Source organism: Flammeovirga aprica JL-4 (genome assembly GCF_012844305.1).
Lineage (GTDB): Bacteria > Bacteroidota > Bacteroidia > Cytophagales > Flammeovirgaceae > Flammeovirga > Flammeovirga aprica.
The window spans coordinates 73,146-98,157 of record NZ_JABANE010000014.1 but is presented as its reverse complement, the minus strand read 5'-3'; the positions used below and the strand labels follow the sequence as shown (position 1 = coordinate 98,157).

General features: G+C 34.9%; 18 protein-coding genes. 11 read left to right on the top strand and 7 right to left on the bottom strand.

Features of this window, described 5'->3' with window-relative positions; genetic code table 11:
- Positions 1 to 2 precede the first annotated feature (2 nt).
- Complete coding sequence (locus HHU12_RS07360) at positions 3 to 791, bottom strand: polysaccharide biosynthesis/export family protein (protein ID WP_169656104.1); 789 nt, start codon at positions 789 to 791, stop codon at positions 3 to 5.
- 553 nt (positions 792 to 1,344) lie between these two features.
- On the opposite strand from HHU12_RS07360, the gene HHU12_RS07355 reads away from it, so the two are divergent.
- The 3 genes from HHU12_RS07355 to eat all read left to right on the top strand — a co-directional run bounded on the left by HHU12_RS07355 (position 1,345) and on the right by eat (position 7,977).
- On the top strand, positions 1,345 to 4,830 hold the full coding sequence (locus HHU12_RS07355) for a hypothetical protein (RefSeq protein WP_169656103.1): 3,486 nt from the start codon (positions 1,345 to 1,347) through the stop codon (positions 4,828 to 4,830).
- 93 nt (positions 4,831 to 4,923) lie between these two features.
- Positions 4,924 to 6,564, top strand: a complete 1,641-nt coding sequence (locus HHU12_RS07350) for an AMP-binding protein (RefSeq protein WP_169656102.1) — start codon at positions 4,924 to 4,926, stop codon at positions 6,562 to 6,564.
- Between the two features lie 78 nt (positions 6,565 to 6,642).
- On the top strand, positions 6,643 to 7,977 hold the full coding sequence (eat, locus tag HHU12_RS07345) for an ethanolamine permease (RefSeq protein ID WP_169656101.1): 1,335 nt from the start codon (positions 6,643 to 6,645) through the stop codon (positions 7,975 to 7,977).
- A 47-nt stretch (positions 7,978 to 8,024) separates the two neighbouring features.
- Here the strand turns inward: eat and HHU12_RS07340 are convergent, their stop codons facing one another.
- A complete protein-coding gene (locus HHU12_RS07340) occupies positions 8,025 to 8,516 on the bottom strand; it encodes a hypothetical protein (RefSeq protein ID WP_169656100.1) in 492 nt (163 codons plus the stop codon).
- A gap of 252 nt (positions 8,517 to 8,768) precedes the next feature.
- Between HHU12_RS07340 and HHU12_RS07335 the strand changes: the two genes are divergently transcribed.
- Positions 8,769 to 9,347 carry an NUDIX domain-containing protein gene (locus HHU12_RS07335; RefSeq protein WP_169656099.1) on the top strand — a complete coding sequence of 193 codons (579 nt, stop codon included), beginning with the start codon at positions 8,769 to 8,771 and terminating at the stop codon, positions 9,345 to 9,347.
- Between the two features lie 99 nt (positions 9,348 to 9,446).
- Complete coding sequence (locus HHU12_RS07330; RefSeq protein ID WP_169656098.1) at positions 9,447 to 10,808, top strand: MATE family efflux transporter; 1,362 nt, start codon at positions 9,447 to 9,449, stop codon at positions 10,806 to 10,808.
- Between the two features lie 176 nt (positions 10,809 to 10,984).
- Here the strand turns inward: HHU12_RS07330 and HHU12_RS07325 are convergent, their stop codons facing one another.
- Positions 10,985 to 11,887 carry a hypothetical protein gene (locus tag HHU12_RS07325; RefSeq protein WP_169656097.1) on the bottom strand — a complete coding sequence of 301 codons (903 nt, stop codon included), beginning with the start codon at positions 11,885 to 11,887 and terminating at the stop codon, positions 10,985 to 10,987.
- Positions 11,888 to 12,118: 231 nt separating this feature from the next.
- Between HHU12_RS07325 and HHU12_RS07320 the strand changes: the two genes are divergently transcribed.
- Positions 12,119 to 12,574, top strand: coding sequence for a TspO/MBR family protein (locus HHU12_RS07320; protein ID WP_169656096.1), 456 nt, complete (start codon positions 12,119 to 12,121; stop codon positions 12,572 to 12,574).
- A 216-nt stretch (positions 12,575 to 12,790) separates the two neighbouring features.
- Here HHU12_RS07320 and HHU12_RS07315 read toward each other — a convergent pair whose 3' ends face one another.
- Genes HHU12_RS07315 through HHU12_RS07305 form a run of 3 tightly spaced genes read right to left on the bottom strand, consistent with a single transcriptional unit; the run spans position 12,791 to position 18,539 of the window.
- Positions 12,791 to 14,116, bottom strand: coding sequence for a TolC family protein (locus HHU12_RS07315; protein WP_169656095.1), 1,326 nt, complete (start codon positions 14,114 to 14,116; stop codon positions 12,791 to 12,793).
- A 57-nt stretch (positions 14,117 to 14,173) separates the two neighbouring features.
- Positions 14,174 to 17,389, bottom strand: coding sequence for an efflux RND transporter permease subunit (locus tag HHU12_RS07310; protein WP_169656094.1), 3,216 nt, complete (start codon positions 17,387 to 17,389; stop codon positions 14,174 to 14,176).
- A 22-nt stretch (positions 17,390 to 17,411) separates the two neighbouring features.
- On the bottom strand, positions 17,412 to 18,539 hold the full coding sequence (locus HHU12_RS07305; protein WP_169656093.1) for an efflux RND transporter periplasmic adaptor subunit: 1,128 nt from the start codon (positions 18,537 to 18,539) through the stop codon (positions 17,412 to 17,414).
- A 238-nt stretch (positions 18,540 to 18,777) separates the two neighbouring features.
- On the opposite strand from HHU12_RS07305, the gene HHU12_RS07300 reads away from it, so the two are divergent.
- The 5 genes from HHU12_RS07300 (at position 18,778) to cydB (ending at position 23,961) form a co-directional block, all read left to right on the top strand.
- A complete protein-coding gene (locus HHU12_RS07300; protein ID WP_169656092.1) occupies positions 18,778 to 19,848 on the top strand; it encodes a sensor histidine kinase in 1,071 nt (356 codons plus the stop codon).
- A gap of 7 nt (positions 19,849 to 19,855) precedes the next feature.
- Positions 19,856 to 20,599 carry a LytR/AlgR family response regulator transcription factor gene (locus tag HHU12_RS07295; RefSeq protein WP_169656091.1) on the top strand — a complete coding sequence of 248 codons (744 nt, stop codon included), beginning with the start codon at positions 19,856 to 19,858 and terminating at the stop codon, positions 20,597 to 20,599.
- A 175-nt stretch (positions 20,600 to 20,774) separates the two neighbouring features.
- Positions 20,775 to 21,230 (top strand): CBS domain-containing protein, encoded by a 456-nt coding sequence (locus HHU12_RS07290; RefSeq protein WP_044208309.1) that lies wholly within the window; start codon positions 20,775 to 20,777, stop codon positions 21,228 to 21,230.
- 304 nt (positions 21,231 to 21,534) lie between these two features.
- Positions 21,535 to 22,911 (top strand): cytochrome ubiquinol oxidase subunit I, encoded by a 1,377-nt coding sequence (locus HHU12_RS07285; RefSeq protein WP_169656090.1) that lies wholly within the window; start codon positions 21,535 to 21,537, stop codon positions 22,909 to 22,911.
- 12 nt (positions 22,912 to 22,923) lie between these two features.
- Complete coding sequence (cydB, locus tag HHU12_RS07280; protein WP_169656089.1) at positions 22,924 to 23,961, top strand: cytochrome d ubiquinol oxidase subunit II; 1,038 nt, start codon at positions 22,924 to 22,926, stop codon at positions 23,959 to 23,961.
- Positions 23,962 to 24,038: 77 nt separating this feature from the next.
- On the opposite strand, the gene rfaD is transcribed toward cydB, so the two are convergent.
- Positions 24,039 to 25,010 (bottom strand): ADP-glyceromanno-heptose 6-epimerase, encoded by a 972-nt coding sequence (gene rfaD, locus HHU12_RS07275; protein ID WP_169656088.1) that lies wholly within the window; start codon positions 25,008 to 25,010, stop codon positions 24,039 to 24,041.
- Positions 25,011 to 25,012: the final 2 nt, after the last annotated feature.

The following is a 25,012-nucleotide window of genomic DNA, read 5'->3' as shown; positions in this document are numbered from 1 at the left end:
GGTTATCGATTAACAGTAATTAGGGTTACAATAGAAACTAGCATAGCTGTAACAGAGGCTACGATAGATACATTTTTTTGTACGTATTCTAAGGTTGGTCTTCTCTTTATAGGAAGGACAACTAGAACATCTTCTTGTTGTAGGTAATAATAAGGGCTATTGATAAATGATTCATCGTTTAAGTTGAGATAGATCGTTTCCATGGTAGCTCCATTTTTTCTGAGAAGTTTTACCTTGGCTCTATCTCCAAATTCTTTCACTCCACCAGCTTTAGCAACAGCTTCTAAAATCGACATTTCTCTACTAAAAGTACCATATATGCCAGGTTTCATTACTTCTCCTAAAATTGAGTATCTAAAGTTTAATAGTTTAATCCTTACAGCAGGATTATCCATCATTTCGTTAAGGATTTCCTTAATTTTGAATTCGGCTTGTGAAAAAGTGAGGCCTGCTAGCTTTATATTTCCAATCAATGGTAAATCTACATCACCATCTTCGTTTATTGTATATCCTAATAAGCTACCTTGTTCTGGATGTTGAATATTTGCAACGTTATTTCCTGCAACACTTTCAACGTAAGCAAAAGGGTTATATTCCGGAGGAGTAACCGTTTTTACTTCTACTAATATCTGATCAAAAGGTCGTATTGTATTTAATGCGAGTGGAACACTGGGAGTTGTTCTGTAAACAGAATCATAAGTGACCTCCTCTTTGAGCTCTCCTTCGTGTTTTAGGTAAGTTAATTTCTTGTTTGAAACACAGCTGCTTACACTTAGGGTAAGTCCTATCAAAAAATATAAAAGTTTCTTGGAATTCAAGTGTTTGTAATTTAAAAAGTTAATCCAAAAAGTTTTCGTTCCTGAAAAGTGAAAAACAATATTTAACTGAGAGCTTTTTCAGAACTACCCAAAGTTACATTATCGGATATAATTTCCTTAAAAGTTGCACAGTAACAACTTTCATGCAAAAAGTATTCTAAAAGTTTATTCAGTTTTAATGAAATGAAAGTAAAGCTCAGTTTGTTTATTAAGATTTTTCAATCATCCGTAATATTTAAGGTTGCAATATAGCCTAAAAAAATTATTTAGTTCAATTCTTTGAATGAATGTTCGTTTAAGTTTTGGTTTAAATGCTGTGTTTTATGCTTAAAATCGATTGTATAAGGTGTTTTTCTTGGATATTGTATTTTTTCTATCTTTGGAAAATCAATTTGTCTAAACTTAAGTGATTTCCCCTCTCATCATCATAAGCCCACGACTTAAGTCGTGGGCTTATGATGATGAGAGGGGAATGGAAGGAAATATTTTCTGGACACACTTTTCATTTTTATTGATAAAAAAACTCTTGCATAGATTTTTATTAATCCTCCTCTGTTTTATCATTTCTAATGTTGTGGATGCACAAACTTCTCTTTTAAAGGAGAAATGGGTGGGTGTTGGTGAAGTATGTCTTGATACTGCTACTATATTTCATTCTTCTTTGAGGGTTAAAGAAACTAGACCTGAAGGTTTGCAGTTGAAATTTAATATTGATGATAGAAATATTGTCCGTTTATCTTATGCAAATGGTGATATTATTACAGATCAATCAATCAAAGCGTTGATTGAGTATAGAACTTATCCTGATTATTTATCCAATAATTTACAACATCGTTCTCAAGAAGTTTATAAGGCAGGAGGATATGGTCTTGATCATAGAAATGATCGGTATATTTTAGAAATAGAGGAGAAGCAAAAGAAAGAGGAATTGTTTAGTGCTCCCAATATTGAGAAAACAGGTAGTATTTCTAGGGGTATATCAATGGGTAACTCTCAAGATGTGTTTGTGAATTCTGCTATGAACTTACAATTACAGGGAAATATTACAGATGATGTGAAGTTGACTGCAATACTAACGGATCAGGATTTACCTTTTCAACCGGAAGGGAATACACAACAAATACAGGATTTTGATAGGGTTTATATTGAATTAGATCATAAAAATGCGCAATTATCTGCTGGTGATATTGTAATGAAAAATAATCCAGGAGTTTTCCTTCGATATAATAAAAATGTTCAAGGTGCTCAGGCTAAGGTTATGTTGGGTAATGATTCTTCTAAGGTGAGATCAGTTACAAAAGGAGGTATTTCTATTGCTAAAGGACAGTTTTATTCTGCTCAAATCACTCCTTTAGATGGAGTTTTGGGACCTTATCGACTGAGAGGACCAAATGGAGAAAGTAATATAGTAGTGATTGCCAATTCTGAGAAAGTATATATTGATGGGAAGCTATTGGAAAGGGGATTTGATGCTGATTATGTGATTGATTATAATTTGGCAGAAGTGACTTTTACTGAGAAAGTTTTGATTACGCAGTATACTAGAATTAGAATTGATTATGAGTATGCTACACAGTATTATAGCCGAACGATAATGGAAGCTAGTCATTTGATGAAAGGGAAGAAGTGGGAGGCTTTCTTTAATTTTTATCAGGAGAAAGATGACCGGAATAGCAGTCTTTTTTATTCTTTATCGGATGAAGAAAAGCGTGTTTTAGCTGGAATTGGGGATAGTTTGCAAAATGCAATTGTGCCAGCAATAGATACCGTATTAGTGTATGATCCTAATAGAATTTTGTATACGCAAGTAGATACAGTGACTGTTGGAGGTGAAAATGTTTTGTGTTTAAGAAGGGCTAATGCAGGTGATGATCCTTTGTACAGTGCGGGTTTTTCAGATGTGGGACAAGGAAATGGTGATTATGTATTGGATGAGGTGACTTCTTTTGGTAGATATTATAAATGGGTTTCACCGGAAAATGGAGTGAGGCAAGGGCGTTATTTACCTGTTGGAAGATTAGAGGCACCGAATAGTAAACAGATGATTACAGCAGGAGGAAGTTATAAAATTACGAATTATGAGTCTGTAAATTTTGAAGGGGCATTATCTCACCGTGATATTAATTTATTTTCAACGATTGATAATGAAAATAATCAAGGAGGTGCTATAAATGTAGGTATTCAATCTGAAAATAGACCTTTAGGTAGTCAATATTTCTTGTCAACTCATGCCTCAATGATGCAAATTGATGAAAATTTTAATGCAGTAGATCGTTTTAGAAGTATTGAGTTTGATCGAAACTGGGCTTTAAATTATGAAGAAGTGCCTCAAGGTGAAGAAGTTTATTTTGAAGGTGGAGTCCAATTAAAAGATAAAAAGAATAGAAGTCTTGCTTATAATTTTGCACAACGGGATAGAGAAAATGTTATTAATGGACATCAGCACGATGCATCCTTAAAATATCATTTTGGAAAATTTAATTTTGGAGGTGACGCTTATACCATGAGTTCTCAGTTATTGAATGAAAATCATCAGGCAGATTGGTTGAGGTTGAATGGATCTGTTTTTTATAAGGGTAATAGAATTATTCCTGGTTATAAATATAAATTGGATCAGCAAGCTACAAAAGTCATAGGAACTGATTCAGTAGTTTATTCATGGATGAATTTTGAAGAACATAAAGCTTATTTGAGAAATGGAGATAGTTTGAAGTGGAATTTCAACTTTAATTATTCTTATAGAGAGGATAAAGGACCTCAAAATGGTAAAATGGAATTACAGACTATTGCCAATACTTATCAGTTGAGTGTGGGAAAGTCGGGGAGAAGAGGGAATATTCAATTGGAGGCGACGTATAGGAAGTGGAAAGATTATTTTTTAACGGAACCTTCTGATGAGGAATCTGTACAAGGACGTTTAGTCGGTGGAATTAATTTTGGTCAAGGAATAGGAAAACTAAATGGTACTTATACAGTATCGTCATCTAGAGAATTGTTGAGGGAGTTTGTTTATGTGCGTGTTGAAGATGGTAGAGGAACGCATACTTGGAGGGACCTGAATGGTGACGGGATTCAGGATCAGAATGAGTTCTTTTTAGCCCAAAATCCTGATGAACGACAATTTGCTAGGTTTTACACTCCAACTGATGATTATATTCCTGCTTATCGATCTACTTTAAATCTAAGGTTAAACTTAAAAACACCAAATAAGTGGCAAAAGAAGGAATCCCTTAAAAAGATCGTGGCTAAGTTTTCTAATAATGCTTCCTTATTGGTAGATAAAAAAAGTTTAACAGATGATATATGGGGGAGGTATTCTCCATTTCCAGGAAGTGTGAATGCCGAGGAGATGTTAGCGTACAATTATGCTTTTAGAAATACCTTGTTTTTTAATAGAAACAATCCTTTTTATGGAGGAGACTTTAGAATAGTTTCTTTAGAAAATACCCAATTATTGACACAAGGAAGAGAGGTAAGACAAGATATAAGATATACACTTGGAGGTAGAGTGAATGTCAGTAAAATGCTCACTTTGAAGTTGGAAGGGTTTCAACGAACTGTAAATTCAGGATCAGATTATTTAGAGGATAGAAATTATGGAATTAATGAGGTGGGGATAACACCTTCTATCTCTTTTCAGCCTTCTATCTTTATGCGTTATTCATTAGGTTATAGCATTAAGAGAAAAGTAGGAGAGGTGAATGCAGAGACCAATGAAGAAAATGCTCAAATTCAAGAATTCTCATTAGAAGCGAAGTGGAATAAAGCTTCTTTATTTACGATTACAGGACGTTTTTCAGCTATAATGCAAACTTATGATGGAGATCCAAATTCAGCTATTGGTTATGAAATGTTGGATGCTTTAAATGAAGGGGTGAATTTGAAGTGGAATCTTTCGTGGACTCAAAGTTTGTTTAATGGTATGCAATTGAGGGTGCAGTATGATGGTAGAAAATCGGAAGATTCTAACAGTATACACATAGGAAGTATGAATTTAATTGCATTATTCTAGAAAATGATTTGTTAATGTTACTAAATATTAGCATTTTTATTAAACTTACTATTCATTATTTCCGAACTCAAACATTAAATAGAAAACTTAACTATGAGCTTTATATCTGTTTTAGATGCTTTTCAGAAATGGGAAAAGGAAACCCCTAACCAGCCCTTTTTGCATCAGAATATTCATGGTAGAAAAATAACATTGTCTTTTCAGGAAGCAGGGGATCAGATTAGAAGAATGGCCACTGCTTTGCAGGACATGGGAATGGAGAAAGGGAGCCACATCGCTATTTTATCCAAAAACTGTTCGCATTGGATTATGGCCGATTTGGCTATTTTGATGGCCGGTTGTATTAGTATTCCAATTTATCCTACCACAGATAAAGCTACTATTCAATTAATTCTAGAACATAGTGGTTCAAAAGCCATATTTGTTGGGAAGTTAGATGACTATGCATCCCAGAAGGAAGGTATTCAAGGTATTCCAAAAATTGGCGTTGAAATGCATGGTGTCAATGAAGATTATGGATGGGATAATTTGGTTGAGAAATCAAGTCCTATTCAAGATGTGCATAAACCTGCGAAAGAAGACTTGATGACAATTTTGTATACATCAGGTACCACTGGAAATCCAAAAGGAGTGATGCACAGTTACGGTAGTGTTGAATTTGCTGTAGCAGAATTTGAGCATCATTTTACCTTGCCAAGACATCCTCGATTCTTCGCGTTTCTTTCATTAGCACATATTGCTGAAAGAGCAGCTTATGAATTTATTGGTGTTTACTTGGGTGGAAGTATTGCGTTCCCAGAGTCATTGGAATCCTTTCCAGCAAACTTGGCAGAAGCAAAACCTCATATGTTCTTTGCTGTTCCTAGAATTTTCCAAAAGTTCCAGGAGAGTATTTTAAAGAAAATGCCTCAAAGTAGATTGGATTTATTGCTCAAAATTCCAATTATCAATAATGTCATCAAAAAGAAAATCACTTCAGCTTTAGGTTTCCAAGAAGCTGTTTCTGTGATATCTGGTGCTGCTCCAATTTCACCTGATCTACAAGAGTGGTTCAAGAAATTGGGTATTGATGTGAATCAGGGATATGGAATGTCTGAGGATATTTGTGTGTCGCATATGAATTTCCCAGGTATGAATAGGATTGGTACCGTAGGGCAGAAATATGATCATATCAAAACGAAGCTTTCTCCTGAAGGAGAAGTTTGTCTTCTAAGTGATTGCTTGACATTAGGTTATTATAACGACGAGGAGAAGACAAAAGAGCTTTTTGATGATGAGGGGTATTTGAGAACTGGAGATTTGGGAGAATACGATCATGATGGCTATTTGTCTATTGTAGGTAGAGTTAAAGACCAATTTAAGACGGATAAAGGAAAGTATATTTCTCCAAATCATCTTGAATTACCACTTTCAGATAATGCTAATATCGAGCAAGTATGTGTTGTCGGAACGGGAATTCCACAGCCAATTGCTTTGATCGTTCCATCTGAAGTAGGAAAAGATCTTTCTCAAGATGCGTTGCGAACTTCTATCCAAGAGTCTTTGAAAAGTTTGAATGGAACGCTTCCTAACTATGAGAAAGTGGCAAAAGCAATTGTAATGAAAGAAGATTGGACGATTGATAATGGTTTATTGACTCCAACTTTAAAGTTGAAAAGAAATCATTTAGAAAAAATTCATAGTCCGTATTACAGTGATTGGTTTGATAAATCAGAAACTGTAATTTTTGAATAAAGAATACTTACGAATTCTATATAAGCCTCATATGTTGATGTATGAGGCTTTTATTTTTTCACAATAAAACTATTTCAAATGAGCAACTCACAATTATCAAAAACATTAACACCCCTGATGTTATGGGGGCTAGGCGTCGGTTACGTCATATCAGGTATGTACTTTGGCTGGAACTTAGGGCTTGCAGAAGGGGGAACGCTTGGATTAGCGATCGCCACTTTCTTTATTATCATTATGTATGTGGCCTTTACACTTTCTTATACTGAACTATCTTGTGCAATTCCTAAAGCAGGTGGAGCCTTTGAATATGCTCATAGAGGTTTGGGAAAACACTTTGGTTTTATTGGGGGAATGGCCCAAAATATTGAATTTATCTTTGCTCCTCCAGCAATAGCCGCTGCAATTGGAGCTTATCTTCATCTTTTATATCCAGATATCGATGTGATTTATTTCTCCATTGGAGCCTATTTTATTTTTACAGCCATAAATATTTTTGGAGTTCATTTAGCGGCATCTTTTGAATTAATAATTACAGTTTTAGCAGTATTTGAATTGTTGCTTTTTGCAGGATTTACTTTACCTCATTTCGAATTTCAAAATCTAAAGATGAATGCATTGCCTTTCGGCTATGAAGGGATATTTGCTGCTATACCGTTTGCTATTTGGTTTTTTCTAGCAATTGAAGGGATTGCAAATGTTGCCGAAGAAACGAAAAACCCACAAAGGAGTATTTATTTAGGCTTTGGTTCAGCCATTGCCACATTGGTATTCTTATGTATTCTTACATTTCTTTCTGCTGTAGGAGTAGGCGGTTGGGAAAAAGTAGTTTATCCTGCAGGTTCTACAGTTGCTTCAGATTCACCCTTACCCTTGGCTTTAGGGCAAGTAGTGAGTGAGGGTCATATACTTTATAAGCTGTTAATTGGAATTGGATTATTAGGGCTGATTGCTTCTTTTCATGGAATTATTTTGGCCGCAGGAAGATCAACTTTCGAATTTGGAAGGGTAGGGTATGCTCCTAAAGGATTAGGCAGAGTGCATTCAAAATATAAAACACCAATGAATGCATTAATTGTCAATATGTGTATAGGGATTGTAGCTCTTTTTACGGGTAAGACGGGAGAAATTATCACTATAGCCTGCTTCGGTGCTTTGACACTGTATATTATTTCTATGCTTAGCTTATTTGCTTTGAGAAACAATAAACCAGAATTGAAAAGGTCTTATAAAGTTCCTTTGTATCCAATTACACCTGCTATTGCGTTGGTGATTGCAACAGTTTCCTTATTGGCGATGACCTATTATAACTTGGTTTTGGCTGGGGTATTTTTAGGAATCTTAGGGGGAAGCTATCTTTATTTTATTGTTTTTCAAAAGGAATATAAAACTGAAGAAATAGGAGAGATTGGATGAAATAAAAAACAGCCGGAACTTTTAATATAGATTCCGGCTGTTTATTCTTAATTGTGGTCGTAAGCTCTCATTTGATATTTTGCTACCCACTTTTTATGTCTTTTATCGATATAATCGTAACCTAAAGTCTGGAACTTGTAGGAGAAAATATCTTTTTCATAAGCGACTTTGGTTCCTCCTACTTTCTTTTGCTCATATCCATGTTCATTCACTAATTCTTGCATATAAGAAACTGAAATATCTCTAACATCTTCTTTAGAATCAGCTACAAACTGAATATCAAAACCAATTAATTTACGTTGAGCATTGAATTTACATTTATAGGCCACATAATAACCCGACATATTTTTCTTATATGCTTTTAATCCATCATAAATTATAAATTCTTTTTTATCTCTATCGTCCTCCTTTTTATATAGTTTTTTGAAGGCCTTGTAATCCATTTTATAAGTATATTCCTTATCTAATAGCAACTTCTCTTGTGCAAACAATGTTGATGTGAAAAAGAGAAGAAAAGAAAATAGTGTTAATGCTTTCATCTGTCTTTTGAGTTTTGTTAAAAATTTAATTACTCCATTTCAAAATATCTTTTCTAATACGTAAGGTAAAGATATTTGTTGAAATTACTGGAATATTTGTCTGTTTATGACAATTGATTACTGTAGGATGACAAAATCTAAATATTTCATATTCAAGTAATAATAATATCATGCCTTTTGAGGTGAAAAGTTTTAGAAATTTGTGGAATGAGTTGATTATTTTAGCGGTAAGAATCATTTAAAAATAATGTAATGATAAATATAAGAAAGCGTTCTAGGGCCTACGATGGTTTTTTGAAAATAGATATTGTAGAATTCGATCATCAAAAATTTAACGGAACAAGATCTGCCGAGATGTCAAGGGAAGTAGTGGTGAGAAATGAAGCTATTGCAGGTTTGTTTTATCATGCTGAAGAAGAAAAATACTGGTTTGTTGAGCAAATAAGAATACCCACTTTAACGGAGAAGAACCCTAATGGGCTGTTGTTGGAAATTATGGCAGGGATGGTAGATGAAGGTGAGACTCCTGAACAGGCTTTGCACAGAGAAGCAGAGGAAGAGATCGGTTATTCATTAAAAGATGTACAGTATTTATCTACTTTTTACTCTACTCCGGGTGGATGTAATGAGAAAGTAGCTTTGTTTTTTGCAGAATTAGATCAAAAAGTTTCAGAAGGAGGCGGCAACCTTATTGAAGGAGAAGACATCAGAGTGGTGAAGTTTACTTTTGATGAGATGGTACGTTTATATCATCAAGATAAAATAAGAGATGCTAAGTCCTTAATTGCTGTGCAATGGGTGATGTTGTCAAAAATGCATGCTAAAGTTTAGTCTTTTCATTGTTTAATAAAGCTCAACTTATCCTCTTTTTTCTCTCTAAGCGTTTAGTTTTGCATCGTTTTTAAAATCACTCAATTTTTTCTACACAGCATGTTGTCATTAAAAGCCAATCAAAGGAAATTCTATAAAGAAGTTTGGGAAGTAGCGTTGCCAATATCCATGCAAAGTCTTTTACAGTATGCTTTGGGAATGGTGGATCAAGTGATGGTAGGACAATTGGGAGAGACAATTATCGCTTCAGTTGGACTAGGAGGTCGGCTTACCTTTGTGTATACAGTGGGAGTGATGGGGCTAGCCAATGGAGCAGGTGTTTTTATTGCTCAATATTGGGGCAAAAAAGAAAAAGATAAAATCAGTTTTCTGGTGGGTGACCTGCTGAAAATTGGTTTTTTAGTCATGCTATTAGGGATTGCCTTGAGTGTGCTTTTTCCATCTCAAGTATTGTCATTATTCTCAAATGATGAGGAAGTAATCCATTATGGAGGGCTTTATCAGCAAATTGTTGCGGTGGGTTTTCCTGCTATTTTATTGAGTGCAGCCTATAGCTCTTCTTTAAGAAGTATTGGTAAAGCTAAATTGGTGATGCAATTGAGTTTTATCAAAGTGATTGTCAATACAGTGGTGAATTACTGGCTGATTTTCGGTGGCTTTGGTGTACCCGCAATGGGAATGGAAGGAGCTGCGTGGGCCACTGTGATTTCAATGTGGGTTGAAGCGATTGCACTGTGGGGAATTATGCAATGGGAAAACTACCCTGGTAATGTCAAAATGAGTCATCTTTTCCATTTCGATAAATCTGCCATTTATCCTTTATTGAGTGTCAGTGCACCCTTGATTTTGGGAGATATGTCTTGGGCAATTGGGGAAACATGTTACTCCATGATTTATGGTAAGATGGGTACGGTTGATATTGCTGCGATGACCATGACTTTACCTCTTCAGATGCTGAGTATTGGTTTCTTTATGGGATTGGCTTCAGCGGCGGCTATTGTAATTGGATATCAATTAGGGCAGAATAATATATTAAAGGCAAAAGTATATGCAACAAAACTATTGAAGTTGACAGTTATATCGTCATTAATAGTGGCTGTCATGATTACATTACTTACTCCATTATATATCAAATTATATCAAGTGACGGATGAAGTAGCTTTAGTTACAGTTGAGCTCTGCTATATTTTTGCTTTTCTATTGCCATGTAAAATGTCCAATTTTATACTTGCAGCGGGAGTTTTACGATCAGGAGGTGATACCAAATTTACAACAGGGTTGGGAATGTTCAGTACTTGGATCTTCTCCATTCCGCTTGGTATTTTAGCAGCTTTCGTTTTTGACCTTTCTATCTTCTGGGTTTATATCGTAGTATCTTTAGAAGAATACTTGCGATTAGCACTTTATTTATGGAGAAAGAATTCTGGTAAATGGGCTAAGAACCTAGTGAATAACGGGTAATAAAAAAGCCTTCCAATTGCTTGGAAGGCCACTCACATTGGTCTACTATGCACCTGTAATACCAATCGAGCTTTTAATTTTTTATCTATAATAAAAATACTGAAAAAAATAACCAAAAGCTAGTGCGGTAACACTTATTATAGATTAAATTCAATAGAAAATTACTTCAATCTTACTCATTCATCAAATCCGGTGCAATTGGCTTTTGTAAGCTCTAAATTTTGAGTAATGATATTTACTTTTTGTTCGATAACATTTCTTGCTTCCTCTTCACTGAAATCAAATTCCTCAGCGATAAACTCTACCAAACATTCAGACTTGTTATTGTAGATCTCAATGATATATTCTGCATTTAAGACTAATGAATGACAGTTTTGATCTTTCAAAGCATCTTGATAAAGACCTTCAGCATTGGCAAAAGCTGATGCGGCCTGAATACAACTCATTTCTGTTACATCCATTTTAGTTCTGAAAAGTCTAAATGTTTTCAAGACATCAGGATCACAGTTACTTTCAGTAATTATTTTCTTAGCATAAACGAAATTCTCAATTTCAGCATTTACAGCGGCTGTAGATGATGAAGATGAAATACAATTTTTATTATTTTCCATATATGCGATATAAGCATCGATGGCTTGCTGTATGTCGTCACAGTTTCTACTGTCATAAGCATCATAATAAGCTATTTTGTATTCATCTTTTACCTCTTCTAAAGCTTCCGCCGAACAAGGGTCTGTGACAATATCAGCTAAACCGGCACATTCATCATACTGTGCTCTTGATGTTTTCCACTTGTCTAATTCGGAATTGATAAATGCAACAGCATCAAGTGTACTATCTGCTGTAGAAAAAGAGTTAATTACACAGGATTTATTATCCTCAATAAAAACAATTGCAGAGTCCAATGCACTAGCAATCGCTTTGCAGTCAGCACTGTCGGCTTCTGAAATGTCATAGACTAAGGCATTGTATTGCCTAAGTACAGTTGCTGAAGAACAGTTTTTTTCATCATTAATGACATCGCAGGCCATTACAATGAGGGGTGTAATAACGAGTAAAAGTAGCTTTAGGTTTTTCATAAAAAAATTAGGTCTAACAGGTTGTTGTACTTCTTCAACAGAGAAGGGGCGTCATCGGTTTCAACAATGTGTAAAGTTCTTTAAATCCCTATTAAGAGACTTCTTTTAATGCAATAAGTTCCATTTTTAGGCTTTTTTTGAAATGAAAACTACTTTTTAATGCCCTATTTAAAACAATACTTGAGTTATGATATTTATTAAAGTGGTATTCAACTTTTAATAGAAAATCAAATGTGGATTAGAGTTATTTTATTTTTGGTCATTAATTTTTTAGGGTTAGCAATAGGTGGATTTTTTACTGGTGATGGTGTGCCTTCAGAGTGGTATCAGCAAATGAATAAAGCACCATGGACTCCTCCGGGATGGGTATTTGGTTTTGCTTGGACTTCAATAATGATTACTTTTTCAGTTTATTTAGCTTTGCTCTATAAAAAGGAAAATAGATCTGTATTTATTCTGCTTTACGTTGCACAAGTGATTCTTAATATCAGTTGGAATCCTATTTTCTTCTATTATAGAAATACAATTTTCGGTTTGGTGATTATCCTAGCACTTACTGCTTTGATTTATGTTTATCTTATCAGTTACTTCAAAGCTCTACGATGGTGGTCATTACTGATTATTCCTTATTTTGTGTGGATTAATATTGCAACTTCTCTCAATGCTTATGTGGTTATTTACAACTAAGTACTAAGACAAAATTATATAACACTAATTCATATTATTTTTTCCGATTACTGCCTTTCAAAAACTTTAAATAGAACCACTATTTATACGTTTTTGAGCGTTGTATTCACAAAAAATAACTAAGAATTAATTATCATTTATTTTTGGCTTAGTACTTAGGGTACAAAAAAATCCCAACCAGAACTGATTGGGATTTAAAATAAATCAATCTAAATTTTACTGATTACCGTAAGCATCAACAATACCTCCGGTCAATCTAACGATCTCTGTGTTTGTAGCTATCAAGTTAAAGATGGCTGACAAACGAGAGTTTTGTGCATTCAAATATTGAATCTGAACATCACGAAGGTTAAAGGAGTTAATTTGTCCGTTTCTATATCTTTCAGTTGACATATCTAAGTTTAATTGTGCTGTGGCTACTTGCTCTTCCGCAAGATCTAAAATCTCTCTTTGAAGAACATAAGTATCATAGACCTGCATCATTTGATTATTTAAACTATGCGACATTTGAGCGGTTTCGATATCTGCAATTTGCTTGTTGATAGTGGCAATCTGCTTGGCTCTTCTTCTGCTTCCTCCCATATATATAGGAAGAGAAAGTGTAACACCTACAGAGCCATTGATACCATCAACCATAAAGTTTGGAATTCCACTGCCTACAACATATTGATCTGTATAATTAATACTTGCATTACCTGTCACTTGAGGCATAAAAGCGGCTTTTGCTAATTCTATGTCTTTTTGTTTGATAATTTGATTGACATACTGATTCTTTAAAGTAGAGTTGTCAGCATTCAATCTCTCAATCAAATCTTGCAGTATATAATCTTTTTCTACTGCTTCAAAATCTTCTGTGAGGTTATAAAATACTTGTTCTGCTTCAGGCACACCCATGATAAAATTCAATTCACGAAGTTTTACCTGTAAGATATTTTTTTGTTCCAAAGCTGTTTTTCTATCCTCAAACCAAGCTACTTTAGCCTGCAAAACATCATAGGTTACTTTTTGTCCTAATTCTTTTTGTGAATTAGTATAATCATAACGCTCTTGTGATAGCTGTGCTAAACGTTGAGCGACTTCTAATCTATTTTGTTCTAGCAACGCCTCATAATACCCAACAATAATGTCTTTGATAGTATTTTCAATGACAATTTGAGCATTACCTTCAGAGAAGTGTTGCAGTTCTTCCAATTGAGCCTTATTGATCCACACTTGGAAGCCATTGAAGATGGTAAACTGTGTTTTTACATCGGGTGTAATACTTCCTAAACTAGAACCTAATGCTTGTGACCATTGATGATTCCAGCCTGTATTGACACTAAGTGATGGAAATAGACCTGCGTTTTCCAATGTATTATTGGTTTTGGCAATTTCCACATTTTGTGCTTCAATACGGATGGAATAATTGTTCTCCAAACCTTGAGCAATAGCATCCGCTAAGCTCAATGTGATTGTTTGTGCAACGACTTCCTCTTGTTCTTGAGCTGTTACCTGAGAAAAAGTAAACAGAAACAAAAGTGCCGAAATAAATATATTTTTCATTATCATTTTCTTTTATCCCTGCTTGAAATTGAATTCAAGCAGGGAATATCTTTTGATCTAATAGGTCTCTAGTGCTTTGATGTTTTCTATCTGTTGTACATCTTTTGCCTTCATTGCTTTTGATGCTTCAATTTCAGTAAAGACATTTTCCACTTCTTCTCTTGAAGGCTTTTTACCTGTTAAAATCCATTTTTTACCTCTTCTTGCATCATTGATCACTTTGATCAAAACAGGGAGTATAGTTAAGATGAAGACTGTACCGATCATGATACCGTAAGCCAATGAGATGGCTACAGGAACAAGGAATCTTGATTGTGGTGAAGTTTCCAAGATCATTGGGTAAAGCCCAATAGTAGTTGTCAGCGTAGTCAATAGGATCGGTCTGAATCTTGATTTACCGGCGTTGATTAAGGCATCATCGAATTTCATTCCTGAAAGTAAATCCTGATTGAATTTTGAAAGGTAAACTACTGCGTCATTGATAATAGTACCTGAAAGTGCTACCATACCCAACATACTGAACATTGAGATCGTCTGTCCTTCAATACCGTGTCCCCACATTGCACCAATAATACCTAGAGGAATCATGGCTAATACAATTCCGGCCTGAGTGAATGAGCGGAAGTGCAACATTAAAATCATAATGATCAATAAGAAGGCAATGGCGTATGTATTGACTAATTCTTGAGAATCTTCTTTTGAACTCTTCAATTGCCCTTGATATTCATATCTTACAGAAGAGAACAAGCCACCCATTTCTGGCAATACCGTTTTTTCTAAATCTTCAATAATTGGAATAACAGGATCTTGAGCATTCAGCATGTAAGCGTCTACTTTTATTTCCTTTTCTCCATTGTAATGGTTAATAGCAACAGGTCCACGAGTTACATTAAAATCAGCCAATAATGAAAGAGGATATAAACCTTCAACAGTACGGATACGCATTCTTTCAAGATCACCCAACGTACTTCGGTTCTCTTTCTTATATCTTACATAAATTCTGATTTCATCTTTATTGACTTGCAAACGTTGTGCTTCAGCACCAAAGAAACCATTTCTTACTTGAGACATCAATGAAGCCTCTGTAAAGCCTAATGCATAAGCCTTTGGTTTCAGACGTAAACGAATTTCCTGCCCACCAATCTGATTGTTGTCCATCACATTGTAAAGGGAAGTATGCTCGTTCAATTCTGCTTTAAGGTATTCAGACGCTTCTTCTAGTTCTTCATAATTATACCCTAGCAAACTGATGGATACCGGAGCACCCCACATGTTGTTGGCACCAACAGAAAGTTTACGAGCTGTAGGTTCTTCACCAATGATTTCGTTTACTTTTGCTTTGATGGTAGAAGCATCGATAGGGGAGTCAGTCAGGTCTTCCATAATTACGAAAACCGAACCGGTGTGTGTGCCACTTTCAGAACCACTGAAGGCACTACCTAAACTCACAAATGTATGTTCAAAGAATTCGAAATCTGTATCATATTCTTTCTTCAATGCCTCATTTGCTTCCCATACGGCATCTTCATAACGCATCAAATACGTTTTTGTAGTGTCTTGATGAATACCAGGTTTTAAAGCCAAGTCAATATTAAAGAAGTCACCGGGAGGAGAAGGGAAGAATGTCAATTCAATCACTCTACCTCCAATTAAACCCACTGTAATAATAATCGCGGCAGCAGGAATTGAAAGTCCAAACCATTTGTGATCTAGTAAAAACTTAAGAACTGGTACATAAAGTTTATCTCTGAAAGTAAAGATCACACTGTCGAGTGCTTTACGTACTTTATTGAATTTTGATTTATCTTTTCTTGGTGTTAATACCTTTGGTGAACTCACGTGAGCAGGTAAAAGGAACATTCCTTCAAAAAGTGAGAACAATAAACAGAGAATCACCACCAGTGCCATTTCTGCCATCATTTCTAATCCAGATTCTAAGAACAGGAATGGGAAAAAGGCGATGATCGTTGTAGATACTGATGTAAATACGGCAGGGATTACCTCCATCGTACCATCAATAGCGGCGTTGATTGGAGACTTACCCATTTCATAATGTGTAAAGATGTTTTCACCGATTACGATACCATCGTCCACAAGGATACCAATAATCAAGATCATGCCGAAAAGGGAGATCATGTTTAATGTAACACCCAGCATACTGGCAAAAATAAACATGCCAAGGAAAGATGATGGAATACCCCAAGCTACCCATAATGATAGGCGGAAACTTAAGAACAATGAAAGGGTGATTACTACCAGGATAATACCTAATAGGCCATTTTCAACCAATGTATCTAAACGTGTATTTACAACTGAAAGGAAATCGAAACCAATAATCAATTCAGCATCATCATGTGAAGCGTTAAACTCTTCTTTGTACTCATTGATGTACTCCGAAATATTTTGTAAATCTTCTGTATGTAGTTTACTGATTTGAATTGAAATAGCATTTTTACCATTCATCCAAACCGCATTTGGAACATCTGCAAATTGGTAATGCACATTAGCTAAATCACCTACTTTAATTACACGTCCATCTGCTGTAGCTCTTACTACAATATCTTTTATATCTTCAGGATCAGAAGAACGGTATCTTGCTAATACCGCAATTTCTTCTCTTTCATTCTTGATAGTACCACCCGTTATATCAAGGTTGTTATTTGAAATAGCAGTTTTGATATCGTCAATACTGATGTTGTAACGGCGTAATAAATCTTCATCCACTTCTACCGAAATCTCTGTATTTGGAAAACCTGAAATGGCAATCTGAGAGATCTTACCAGAAGCTAGGAAATCATCTTCTATACGTTGTGCATAGTTTTTCAGATCTCTTAAATTATCACCTTTAAGGTCCAAAAACATCGCACTTGTTGTGGCTCTTGTTTTCGAAACCGAAGGCTTTTCAGCACCGGCAGGGAAGTTAGAAATACCATCTACTGCATTTTTTACATCCGTTAGTACCTCATCAATATCTGCTTTGGCTTCAGTAGTGACTGTTACCGTAGCCATATTTTCTGCAGAAACGGAACGGGTTTCTTTAATACCAGGAATACCTCTGATTTCATTTTCAATCAAGGTAGTTACTCCCTCGTCCATTTCTTTTGGAGAAGCACCTTGATACATTACAGATACTGTAATGATACGTGATTCGATAAGCGGGAAAGACGCCTTTCTCATGCTGTAAGTGGCAATACCTCCTAACAAAACGATAAGAAGTAATGACATATGTGCATAGAAAGGTTTCTCCACAAATGTTGTGATAAGCTTTTTCATATTGGATTATAATGCGTAGTGATTAGCTTCTGATATTTACTTTCATTCCTTCTTTTCCATTGAAAACGGATTCGGTTACGATCACGTCATCAGAAGAAACACCTTTGATATAATAGCTATCACCATTTGTTTTGATGATGTCAATTTCTTTCTGCTTTAATTGGTGGTCTTGTACCACAAAAATGAATTTAGAATCCGTAATAGCCTCTCTTGGTAACTCTACTACATCTTTTAATTCGCCTCCTTTAAATTCCACATATACAAACTGCCCTTCATAAATCATGTCATTGCTTTTAGGACTGATTCTAACATAGATTTTAATAGTCTGAGATTGTGGGTCAACAATTTTCGCTTTACGAATCACTTTTCCAGTAATAGCAGAATGATCTTCAGATTCGGTTACCACATTTACTTTATCACCTGATTTGATCCACTTCGCATTTTTAGGTTCAACCTCTACAATCACTTCTAATGCATCCGTTTGGCTGATGATCCCAATTTCCGCTCCTGGCGAAGCAATAGAACCCGCTTCTAAACGAACTGATTTGAATGTACCGTTGAAAGGGGCATAAATATTATATTTAGCAAGGTTGATTTCTGATTGTTTGATAGAGTAATATTCTGTAATCAAATTTCTTGAAGCTAAGAATAAACGCTCTTGATCAGAGTTGATAGTAGGAAGTGCAGGAAGGGGTTCAGCAATATTTACTTGCTTAAAGAAACCATACCATTTCTCATATTCAGCTTTATAATCAATTTTAATATCTGGAAGGATGGAAGCAATTGTATTCATAAAACTACTTTTCTGAGATTTTAATGTAGCTTCAATGTCACTGCTGAAAATATGTACTAATTTTTGTCCTTTTCTAAACGTATTACCTTCTTTTAATGCAACATTAGTATTCATAATTCTTCCGGCAACTTCCGTAGAAAGAATGTATGTTTTCGCTGCATTGACTCTACCGTGATAGGTCTGATTATTTTCTACTGTAACAAAATTCGCTTTTTCAGCTTTGATAGATAACACTTTCTCTTTCTTAATACCTTTAGCGGGAACAGGCTTGTTCTTGAGCATTGTATACGAACTGAAGCTAGCGACGCCTATAAGAACGATAATGCCTACAATAGTGATAAGATGTTTACGAGACATAAAAATTAGATAGTTTGATAATGTTTTGATTTATTTTCAAGCTCGAAGTAAAACATTCAAAATGCAGACACATAATTAAATCAACCAACCTCTGTAACCTTTCTATGAAATGTGATATTCTATCAATGACCACGTTCGTTGAGGAAATCGTGTTATTTATCGATAAAAAATGAAGTTTTGTTGATTGAACTATTTTTTTAATTTTTATATCTATTCTTTTGAAGTAAAATATATTTCAATGAAGGAACGATTTAACTTTTCTATACCAAGTAAAGCGGTACTCCCCTTATGTACCATTGCTTTGTTTATATTTCTTTTAAGTACAGATTTCTGGTTGGGTGTTCAGTTTGCCTTGATCCGTGCTACTATCACAACAGGTATTTTTCTTTTTGTAGTTGTTACCAATATTGAATTACTTGTTCCTCAATTATTAATCAAGAGAAATCTCAATTTATTCTATGTTATAGCCGCTATTGTATTATATATCATAGCCATCAAAATATTATTATTTCTTAGTAGAGAAACATTCCATTTATTAGATCCTGAATTGTTTTTTGCCGAACATTTAGAATTGAAAGAAAAACTAAATGGACAATTGACCTTTGAATGGATTTGGCCTTTTGGTTTTGGAAGTGTATTTATTCTAATTTCAATTCTTGTAAGTACTGTTTTAAAACTGAGTAGTTATGATGAACGAGAGCGTCAGAAGAAAAAAGAATTGGTGCAAGGAAAGATCGAAGCGGAGTTGAAGTTTTTAAGATCTCAGATTAACCCTCATTTCTTGTTCAATGCCTTGAATAATATTTACAGTATGTCTTACATGCAAATGCCTCAAGCAACTGATAATATTGCAAAGCTCTCAGAGATGTTACGTTATTTGCTTTATGATTGCAATGAAGAAATTGTAGCTTTAGAAAAAGACATTACTTATCTACATAATTATATAGATTTCCAACAGCTGAAAACGGAATCTCTTCAGAATATCTCTTTTGTTATTGATATTCAAAATCCCCAATTTAAAATAGCCCCGATGCTATTGGAACCTTTTATAGAGAATGCTTTCAAGTACAGTAGGTTGGAGGAAAATCCAGAGGGATTTGTGAACATTGAGTTAAAACAGAAAGAGGAACAACTTACTTTGAAAGTGAAGAATACAGTTACTGATAATGTAAGTAGAATTGCTGTGGGGGGGATTGGATTGAAAAATGTTCAGAAGCGGTTGGATCTCATTTACCCTGATGCTCATCAATTGGATATTAATGAAGGAGAAAAGGAGTTTGAGGTAATGTTGGAAATCAAAAATAGCTGAAATTAAAATGAAGATAAAAACAATTATTGTTGATGATGAGCATTTAGCAAGAAGTTTAATCAAGGATTATGCTTCAAAAGTTCCTCAGTTGGAAGTGCTAGGGACATTTAAAAATGCGATTGAGGCCATGACATTTATGCAGAGTAATGATGTGGATCTGCTCTTCTTGGATATTCAAATGCCTAATTTATCTGGAATTGAGTTTGTAGAGACGATGCAAGCCAAGCGACCTATGATTGTTTTTACAACAGCTTATTCTGAATATGCAATCAAAGGTTTTGAGTTGAACGCATTTGATTATCTCTTGAAACCTATTACGTTACCACGTTTCTTACAAACGATCAATAAAGTAATTGAACAGTTTGAATTGATAAAATCTAATCATCAAACAAAAGAAGAGGAGCATCACCCTGAACCTCAAACAACTTCCTATATAGAAACAAAATCGGATAGCCTCACCATTAAAGCAGATTATAAACTTTATAAGGTGAAGTTTGAGAAGTTGATTTATATGGAAGGGAAAAAAGAATATGTGGCTTTTCATACCAAAGATAAAACGATTTTGGCCTTAGCCTCCTTAAAGAAATTGGAGGATTCTTTAGCTGATAAAGGCTTTATTCGAATTCATAAATCTTATATCGTCAATGTAGATGAGATAGAAACATTGGAAGGAAATGTATTGGGTTTGGGAGAAGTGGAGTTGCCGGTGGGGCAGAGTTACAGAAGTGAATTATTAAAGATTTTTGAGTAAGCGGTCATTATTATTACACAATAGTCTAAAACCCATACATCTGTATTATTTGGTGTTGAAATTAGCTTTTCATGCTGATAATGTGTATATTATGAGACTGAATAAGATTATTAGTAGAGATTTTTTCTATTATCGTATTAATCGCTCATCATATAACCACTAAATAATTACTAAAATGAATTTTACACCCAAAAGAGTACTCGAAAATCCGCATGACGTAAAACCTTACCCTAGTGTAGAGAAGTATATGACTAAACAACTGATTGTATTTACTCCCGAACAGCATATCGAAGAAGCAATGGAAGTACTAGTTGAAAAGAAAATTTCAGGTGCTCCAGTTGTCAATGAAGATGGAGATTTGGTGGGAATGTTATCAGAGAAAGATTGTTTGCATGTCATTCTTGAAAGCAGATATCTCAATTATCCAGCAAGTCAAGGTAGAGTAAAAGACTACATGACAAAAGCTGTAAGTTCTATTTCCGCAGATAAAGATGTAGTGGAAGTAGCAATGTTGTTCGAGAACTCTTCCTTCAGAAGATATCCGATCACAAAAAATGGAAAATTAATCGGTCAAGTATCGAGAAGAGATATTCTTAGAGCTGCAGTTGATTTAAGCTCTACAACTTGGTAAGTAAAAATCATAAATCCAAAATGAGTAAGTATAATGCGGTTTCAGGTCATGAAATCGCATTTTTTATTTCCCCAAAATAAAAGAAAACTAGTCAGCTATTGTCCTTAAATATCAATAAAAGCAAACATTCTATAATAAGCTTCCTCTTTGAATAAATTACAGTAATTTTGCGGCACAAACATGTAAGCTGTTGTCCAATTTTAAATGTTCAACAGCATTTTCCACTTTACTATCAAAAAACAAAGGTTATAAACTAAAAGTTGATTAAGTTAGTAAAGTAAAAACACTATGATATAGCCTAACTATGGATGTAGAAATACTATCAAGAATTCAGTTTGCGTTTACCGTTTCATTTCATTACATCTATCCGCCTTTGAGTATTGGTATTGGATTGATGTTGGTAATTTCAGAAGGATTATTTTTAAAGACAAAAGATCAGAGGTATGAAGTTTTGACCCGTTTTTGGGTGAAAATATTTGCTTTGACTTTTGGTATCGGGGTAGCCACCGGTATTGTGATGGAGTTTGAGTTTGGTACCAATTGGGCCACCTATTCCAGGTATGTTGGTGATATTTTTGGTTCAGCATTAGCAGCAGAAGGAATTTTTGCCTTTGCATTGGAAAGTAGTTTCTTAGGAATTTTACTTTTTGGTTGGAATAAGGTAAGCCCTAAAGTTCATTTTATGTCGACAGTAGGGGTCTTCTTTGGTTCCATGTTTTCAGCAATTTGGATTGTAGTCGCTAACAGCTGGCAACAGACACCGGCAGGGTACAAAATAGTAGGAGAAGGGATGGAAGCAAGAGCCGAAATCACAGACTTTTGGGAGATGGTTTTTAATCCATCAAGTGTAGAAAGAATTTTACACGTTTGGGTAGGAGCTTTCTTAGCAGGAGCCTTCCTTTTTATCAGTGTGCATGCCTATTATTTGGTAAGAGATAGGCATCAAGATATTTCAAAATTAGGTATTAAATTAGGTTTAATTGCCGCTACAGTTTTCTCATTTGTACAATTGTTTTTAGGACATATGTCGGCAGATGGAGTGGCAGTAAATCAACCGGCTAAATTGGCCGCTTTTGAAGGTCATTACTATACTGATCACTCTGCTGATTTATATCTGTTCGGTTGGGTAGACCAAGAAAGCAAAGAAGTGTATGGTGTGAAAGTCCCTGGAGGATTAGCCTTCTTGACTCAATTTGATTTTGATGGAAAAGTAGACGGATTAGATGCTTTCCCTGAAGATGAAATCCCTACGCAAATCAATGCAGTCTTCCAGTTTTACCATTTAATGGTAGGTATAGGAATGATGCTGATAGGTCTTTCTGTTTTAGGTACTTTTTATTGGATTAGAGGAAAGTTATTTGAACAGAAGTGGCTTTTATGGGTATTCGTTTTTGCTGTAATATTGCCTCAGTTAGCCAATCAGTTTGGATGGTTTGCGGCTGAAATGGGAAGACAACCTTGGGTAGTGTATGGCTTACTAAGAACATCAGATGCTTTGTCAAAAGCAGTTCAAGCGGATCAAGTATTATTCTCATTGATCATGTTTACATTTGTCTATACACTATTGTTTATCCTCTTTATTTACTTATTGAATAAGAAGATCAAACATGGTCCTTCAGATACGCATTTAATTGATCACCGCCCTCATCAGCAAGGCATTAATGACTTTTTCTCAGAATAAATAAATACAACCATGGAAACATTTTTAGGATTAGATTACCCTACGCTTTGGTTTTTGGTAGTAGGCGCTTTATTCTCAGGATATGGCATATTGGATGGCTTCGATTTAGGAGCAGGTGCAATGCACTTATTTATAAAAGGAGATCAAAACAGACGTATTGCCTTAAATGCGGTAGGTCCAGTATGGGATGGTAATGAAGTATGGCTCGTAATTGGTGGAGGCACCTTATTTGCAGGTTTTCCAGTTTTCTATGCAACGCTATTTTCAGCCATGTATATTCCATTTATGCTCTTTATTATGTTTATTATTTTAAGAGCAATTTCTATTGAGTTTAGAAGTAAAGAGGAGATGAAATGGTGGAGAACAATGTGGGATGTTTCTTATAGTATTTCTAGTGGGATGATTGCCTTTCTATTAGGTGTCGTTTTAGGAAATGTCTTGAAAGGTTTTCCTTTAGACTCAAATTATGAAGCTATCGAGCCTAATTTATTGATGTTCTTAAATCCGTTTTCGATTCTTGTGGGGTTAACAAGTTTGGCATTGATGATGATGCACGGCGCCATTTATCTCACTTTGAAAACAGAAGGAAAGCTATTTGATAAAGTGGTGAAAATGCTGGAGAAATGTATGATTGGTTTTATCATCATGTTTGGTATACTCAGTGTATTTACGCTTATTTTTCAACCGCATCTTGCTGAGCGTTTTAAAGATCACCCTACTTTGTTTTTCTTACCTCTGATTGCAATTTTGGGGATTGCGAACATACCACGTTTAGCAAGGAAGCAAAAGTACATGCAGGCGTTTGTATTTTCATCTCTTACTTTCAGTTTACTTTTGATATTGGTAGCAGTTCAACTTTATCCTAATTTATTGATTGCACCGAATGACCCTAATAATTCTATTACAATTTATAATGCAGCAGCTTCTCAAAAGGGGTTAGGTTTGATGCTAACAATTGCCGCCATAGGAACACCTCTGGTTTTGGCTTATACCTTTATTGTATACAGAGTTTTCTGGGGAAAAGTGAAGTTAGACGAACATAGTTATTAATCGACTTTCTATAAAATAAAAAATGCCTTCGCTTTCAATATCGAAAACGAAGGCATTTTTAGTATATCTATTGATGATTAGTAACGTGTTGTACCCATCAAATAATTTTTCACATAATCTTCCACACCTTCTTCCAAAGAAGTGAAAGGCTTGTCATAACCAATCTTTTTGAGCTTTTCCATAGTTGCTTCAGTAAAGTATTGGTATTTATCTCTGATATCTTCAGGAGTAGGGATATAAGAAATATTTTCTTCTTTACCCATCGCTTTAAAAGTAGCTTTAGTAAGATCTAAGAATGTTCTAGCCTCACCAGTACCCACATTATAAATACCTGAATTTTTCGCTTGACGGTGGTACATCAAGAACATCATGATTTCCACGACATCTTTCACGTAAACGAAATCTCTTTGTTGCTCGCCATCTTTGTAATCAGGGTTATGCGATTGGAAAAGTTTCATTCCATCCGTTTTGCTGATCTGATTGAAAGCGTGGAAAACCACTGAAGCCATTCTTTCTTTATGGAATTCATTTGGTCCATATACATTGAAGAACTTCAAGCCAGCCCAGAACATAGGTTTCTTTTCTTGACCTAAAGCCCAGATATCAAACTCATTCTTTGACTCACCATAAGGATTCAAAGGTTTCAAATCAGGAATAATAGTTTCGCTGTCTTCATATCCTAACTCACCTAAACCATAAGTAGCAGCAGAAGAAGCATAAACTAATGGAATAGCGTACTTAATAGTAGCATTCCACATTTTCTTTGTGTAATCAGTATTCAAATGAGCAAGAATATCTCTATTGAATTCAGCTGTACTTGTTCTAGCTCCTAAGTGAAAGATAAATTCAACTTCCAAGTGATTTTTATCCAACCACTCAAAGAATTCTTCTCTTTCCACTTTCTCTAAGATTTTTTTTCCTTCAAGGTTTTTATTTTTCTCAGGAAATGAAAAATCGTCTACTGCAACGATATGATTGAAGTTATCTTCATTCAATCTAGAAATCATACAGCTACCGATAAATCCGGCAGCACCTGTTACAACTATCATTG

Bases quoted from the DNA above. Each gene is read 5' to 3' on its own strand.
- HHU12_RS07350 (WP_169656102.1), top strand. From the start codon at position 4,924: ATGAGCTTTATATCTGTTTTAGATGCTTTTCAGAAATGGGAAAAGGAA.
- eat (WP_169656101.1), top strand. From the start codon at position 6,643: ATGAGCAACTCACAATTATCAAAAACATTAACACCCCTGATGTTATGG.
- HHU12_RS07340 (WP_169656100.1), bottom strand. From the start codon at position 8,516: ATGAAAGCATTAACACTATTTTCTTTTCTTCTCTTTTTCACATCAACA.
- HHU12_RS07335 (WP_169656099.1), top strand. From the start codon at position 8,769: ATGATAAATATAAGAAAGCGTTCTAGGGCCTACGATGGTTTTTTGAAA.
- HHU12_RS07330 (WP_169656098.1), top strand. From the start codon at position 9,447: ATGTTGTCATTAAAAGCCAATCAAAGGAAATTCTATAAAGAAGTTTGG.
- HHU12_RS07325 (WP_169656097.1), bottom strand. From the start codon at position 11,887: ATGAAAAACCTAAAGCTACTTTTACTCGTTATTACACCCCTCATTGTA.
- HHU12_RS07320 (WP_169656096.1), top strand. From the start codon at position 12,119: ATGTGGATTAGAGTTATTTTATTTTTGGTCATTAATTTTTTAGGGTTA.
- HHU12_RS07315 (WP_169656095.1), bottom strand. From the start codon at position 14,116: ATGAAAAATATATTTATTTCGGCACTTTTGTTTCTGTTTACTTTTTCT.
- HHU12_RS07310 (WP_169656094.1), bottom strand. From the start codon at position 17,389: ATGAAAAAGCTTATCACAACATTTGTGGAGAAACCTTTCTATGCACAT.
- HHU12_RS07305 (WP_169656093.1), bottom strand. From the start codon at position 18,539: ATGTCTCGTAAACATCTTATCACTATTGTAGGCATTATCGTTCTTATA.
- HHU12_RS07300 (WP_169656092.1), top strand. From the start codon at position 18,778: ATGAAGGAACGATTTAACTTTTCTATACCAAGTAAAGCGGTACTCCCC.
- HHU12_RS07295 (WP_169656091.1), top strand. From the start codon at position 19,856: ATGAAGATAAAAACAATTATTGTTGATGATGAGCATTTAGCAAGAAGT.
- HHU12_RS07290 (WP_044208309.1), top strand. From the start codon at position 20,775: ATGAATTTTACACCCAAAAGAGTACTCGAAAATCCGCATGACGTAAAA.
- HHU12_RS07285 (WP_169656090.1), top strand. From the start codon at position 21,535: ATGGATGTAGAAATACTATCAAGAATTCAGTTTGCGTTTACCGTTTCA.
- cydB (WP_169656089.1), top strand. From the start codon at position 22,924: ATGGAAACATTTTTAGGATTAGATTACCCTACGCTTTGGTTTTTGGTA.
- rfaD (WP_169656088.1), bottom strand. From the start codon at position 25,010: ATGATAGTTGTAACAGGTGCTGCCGGATTTATCGGTAGCTGTATGATT.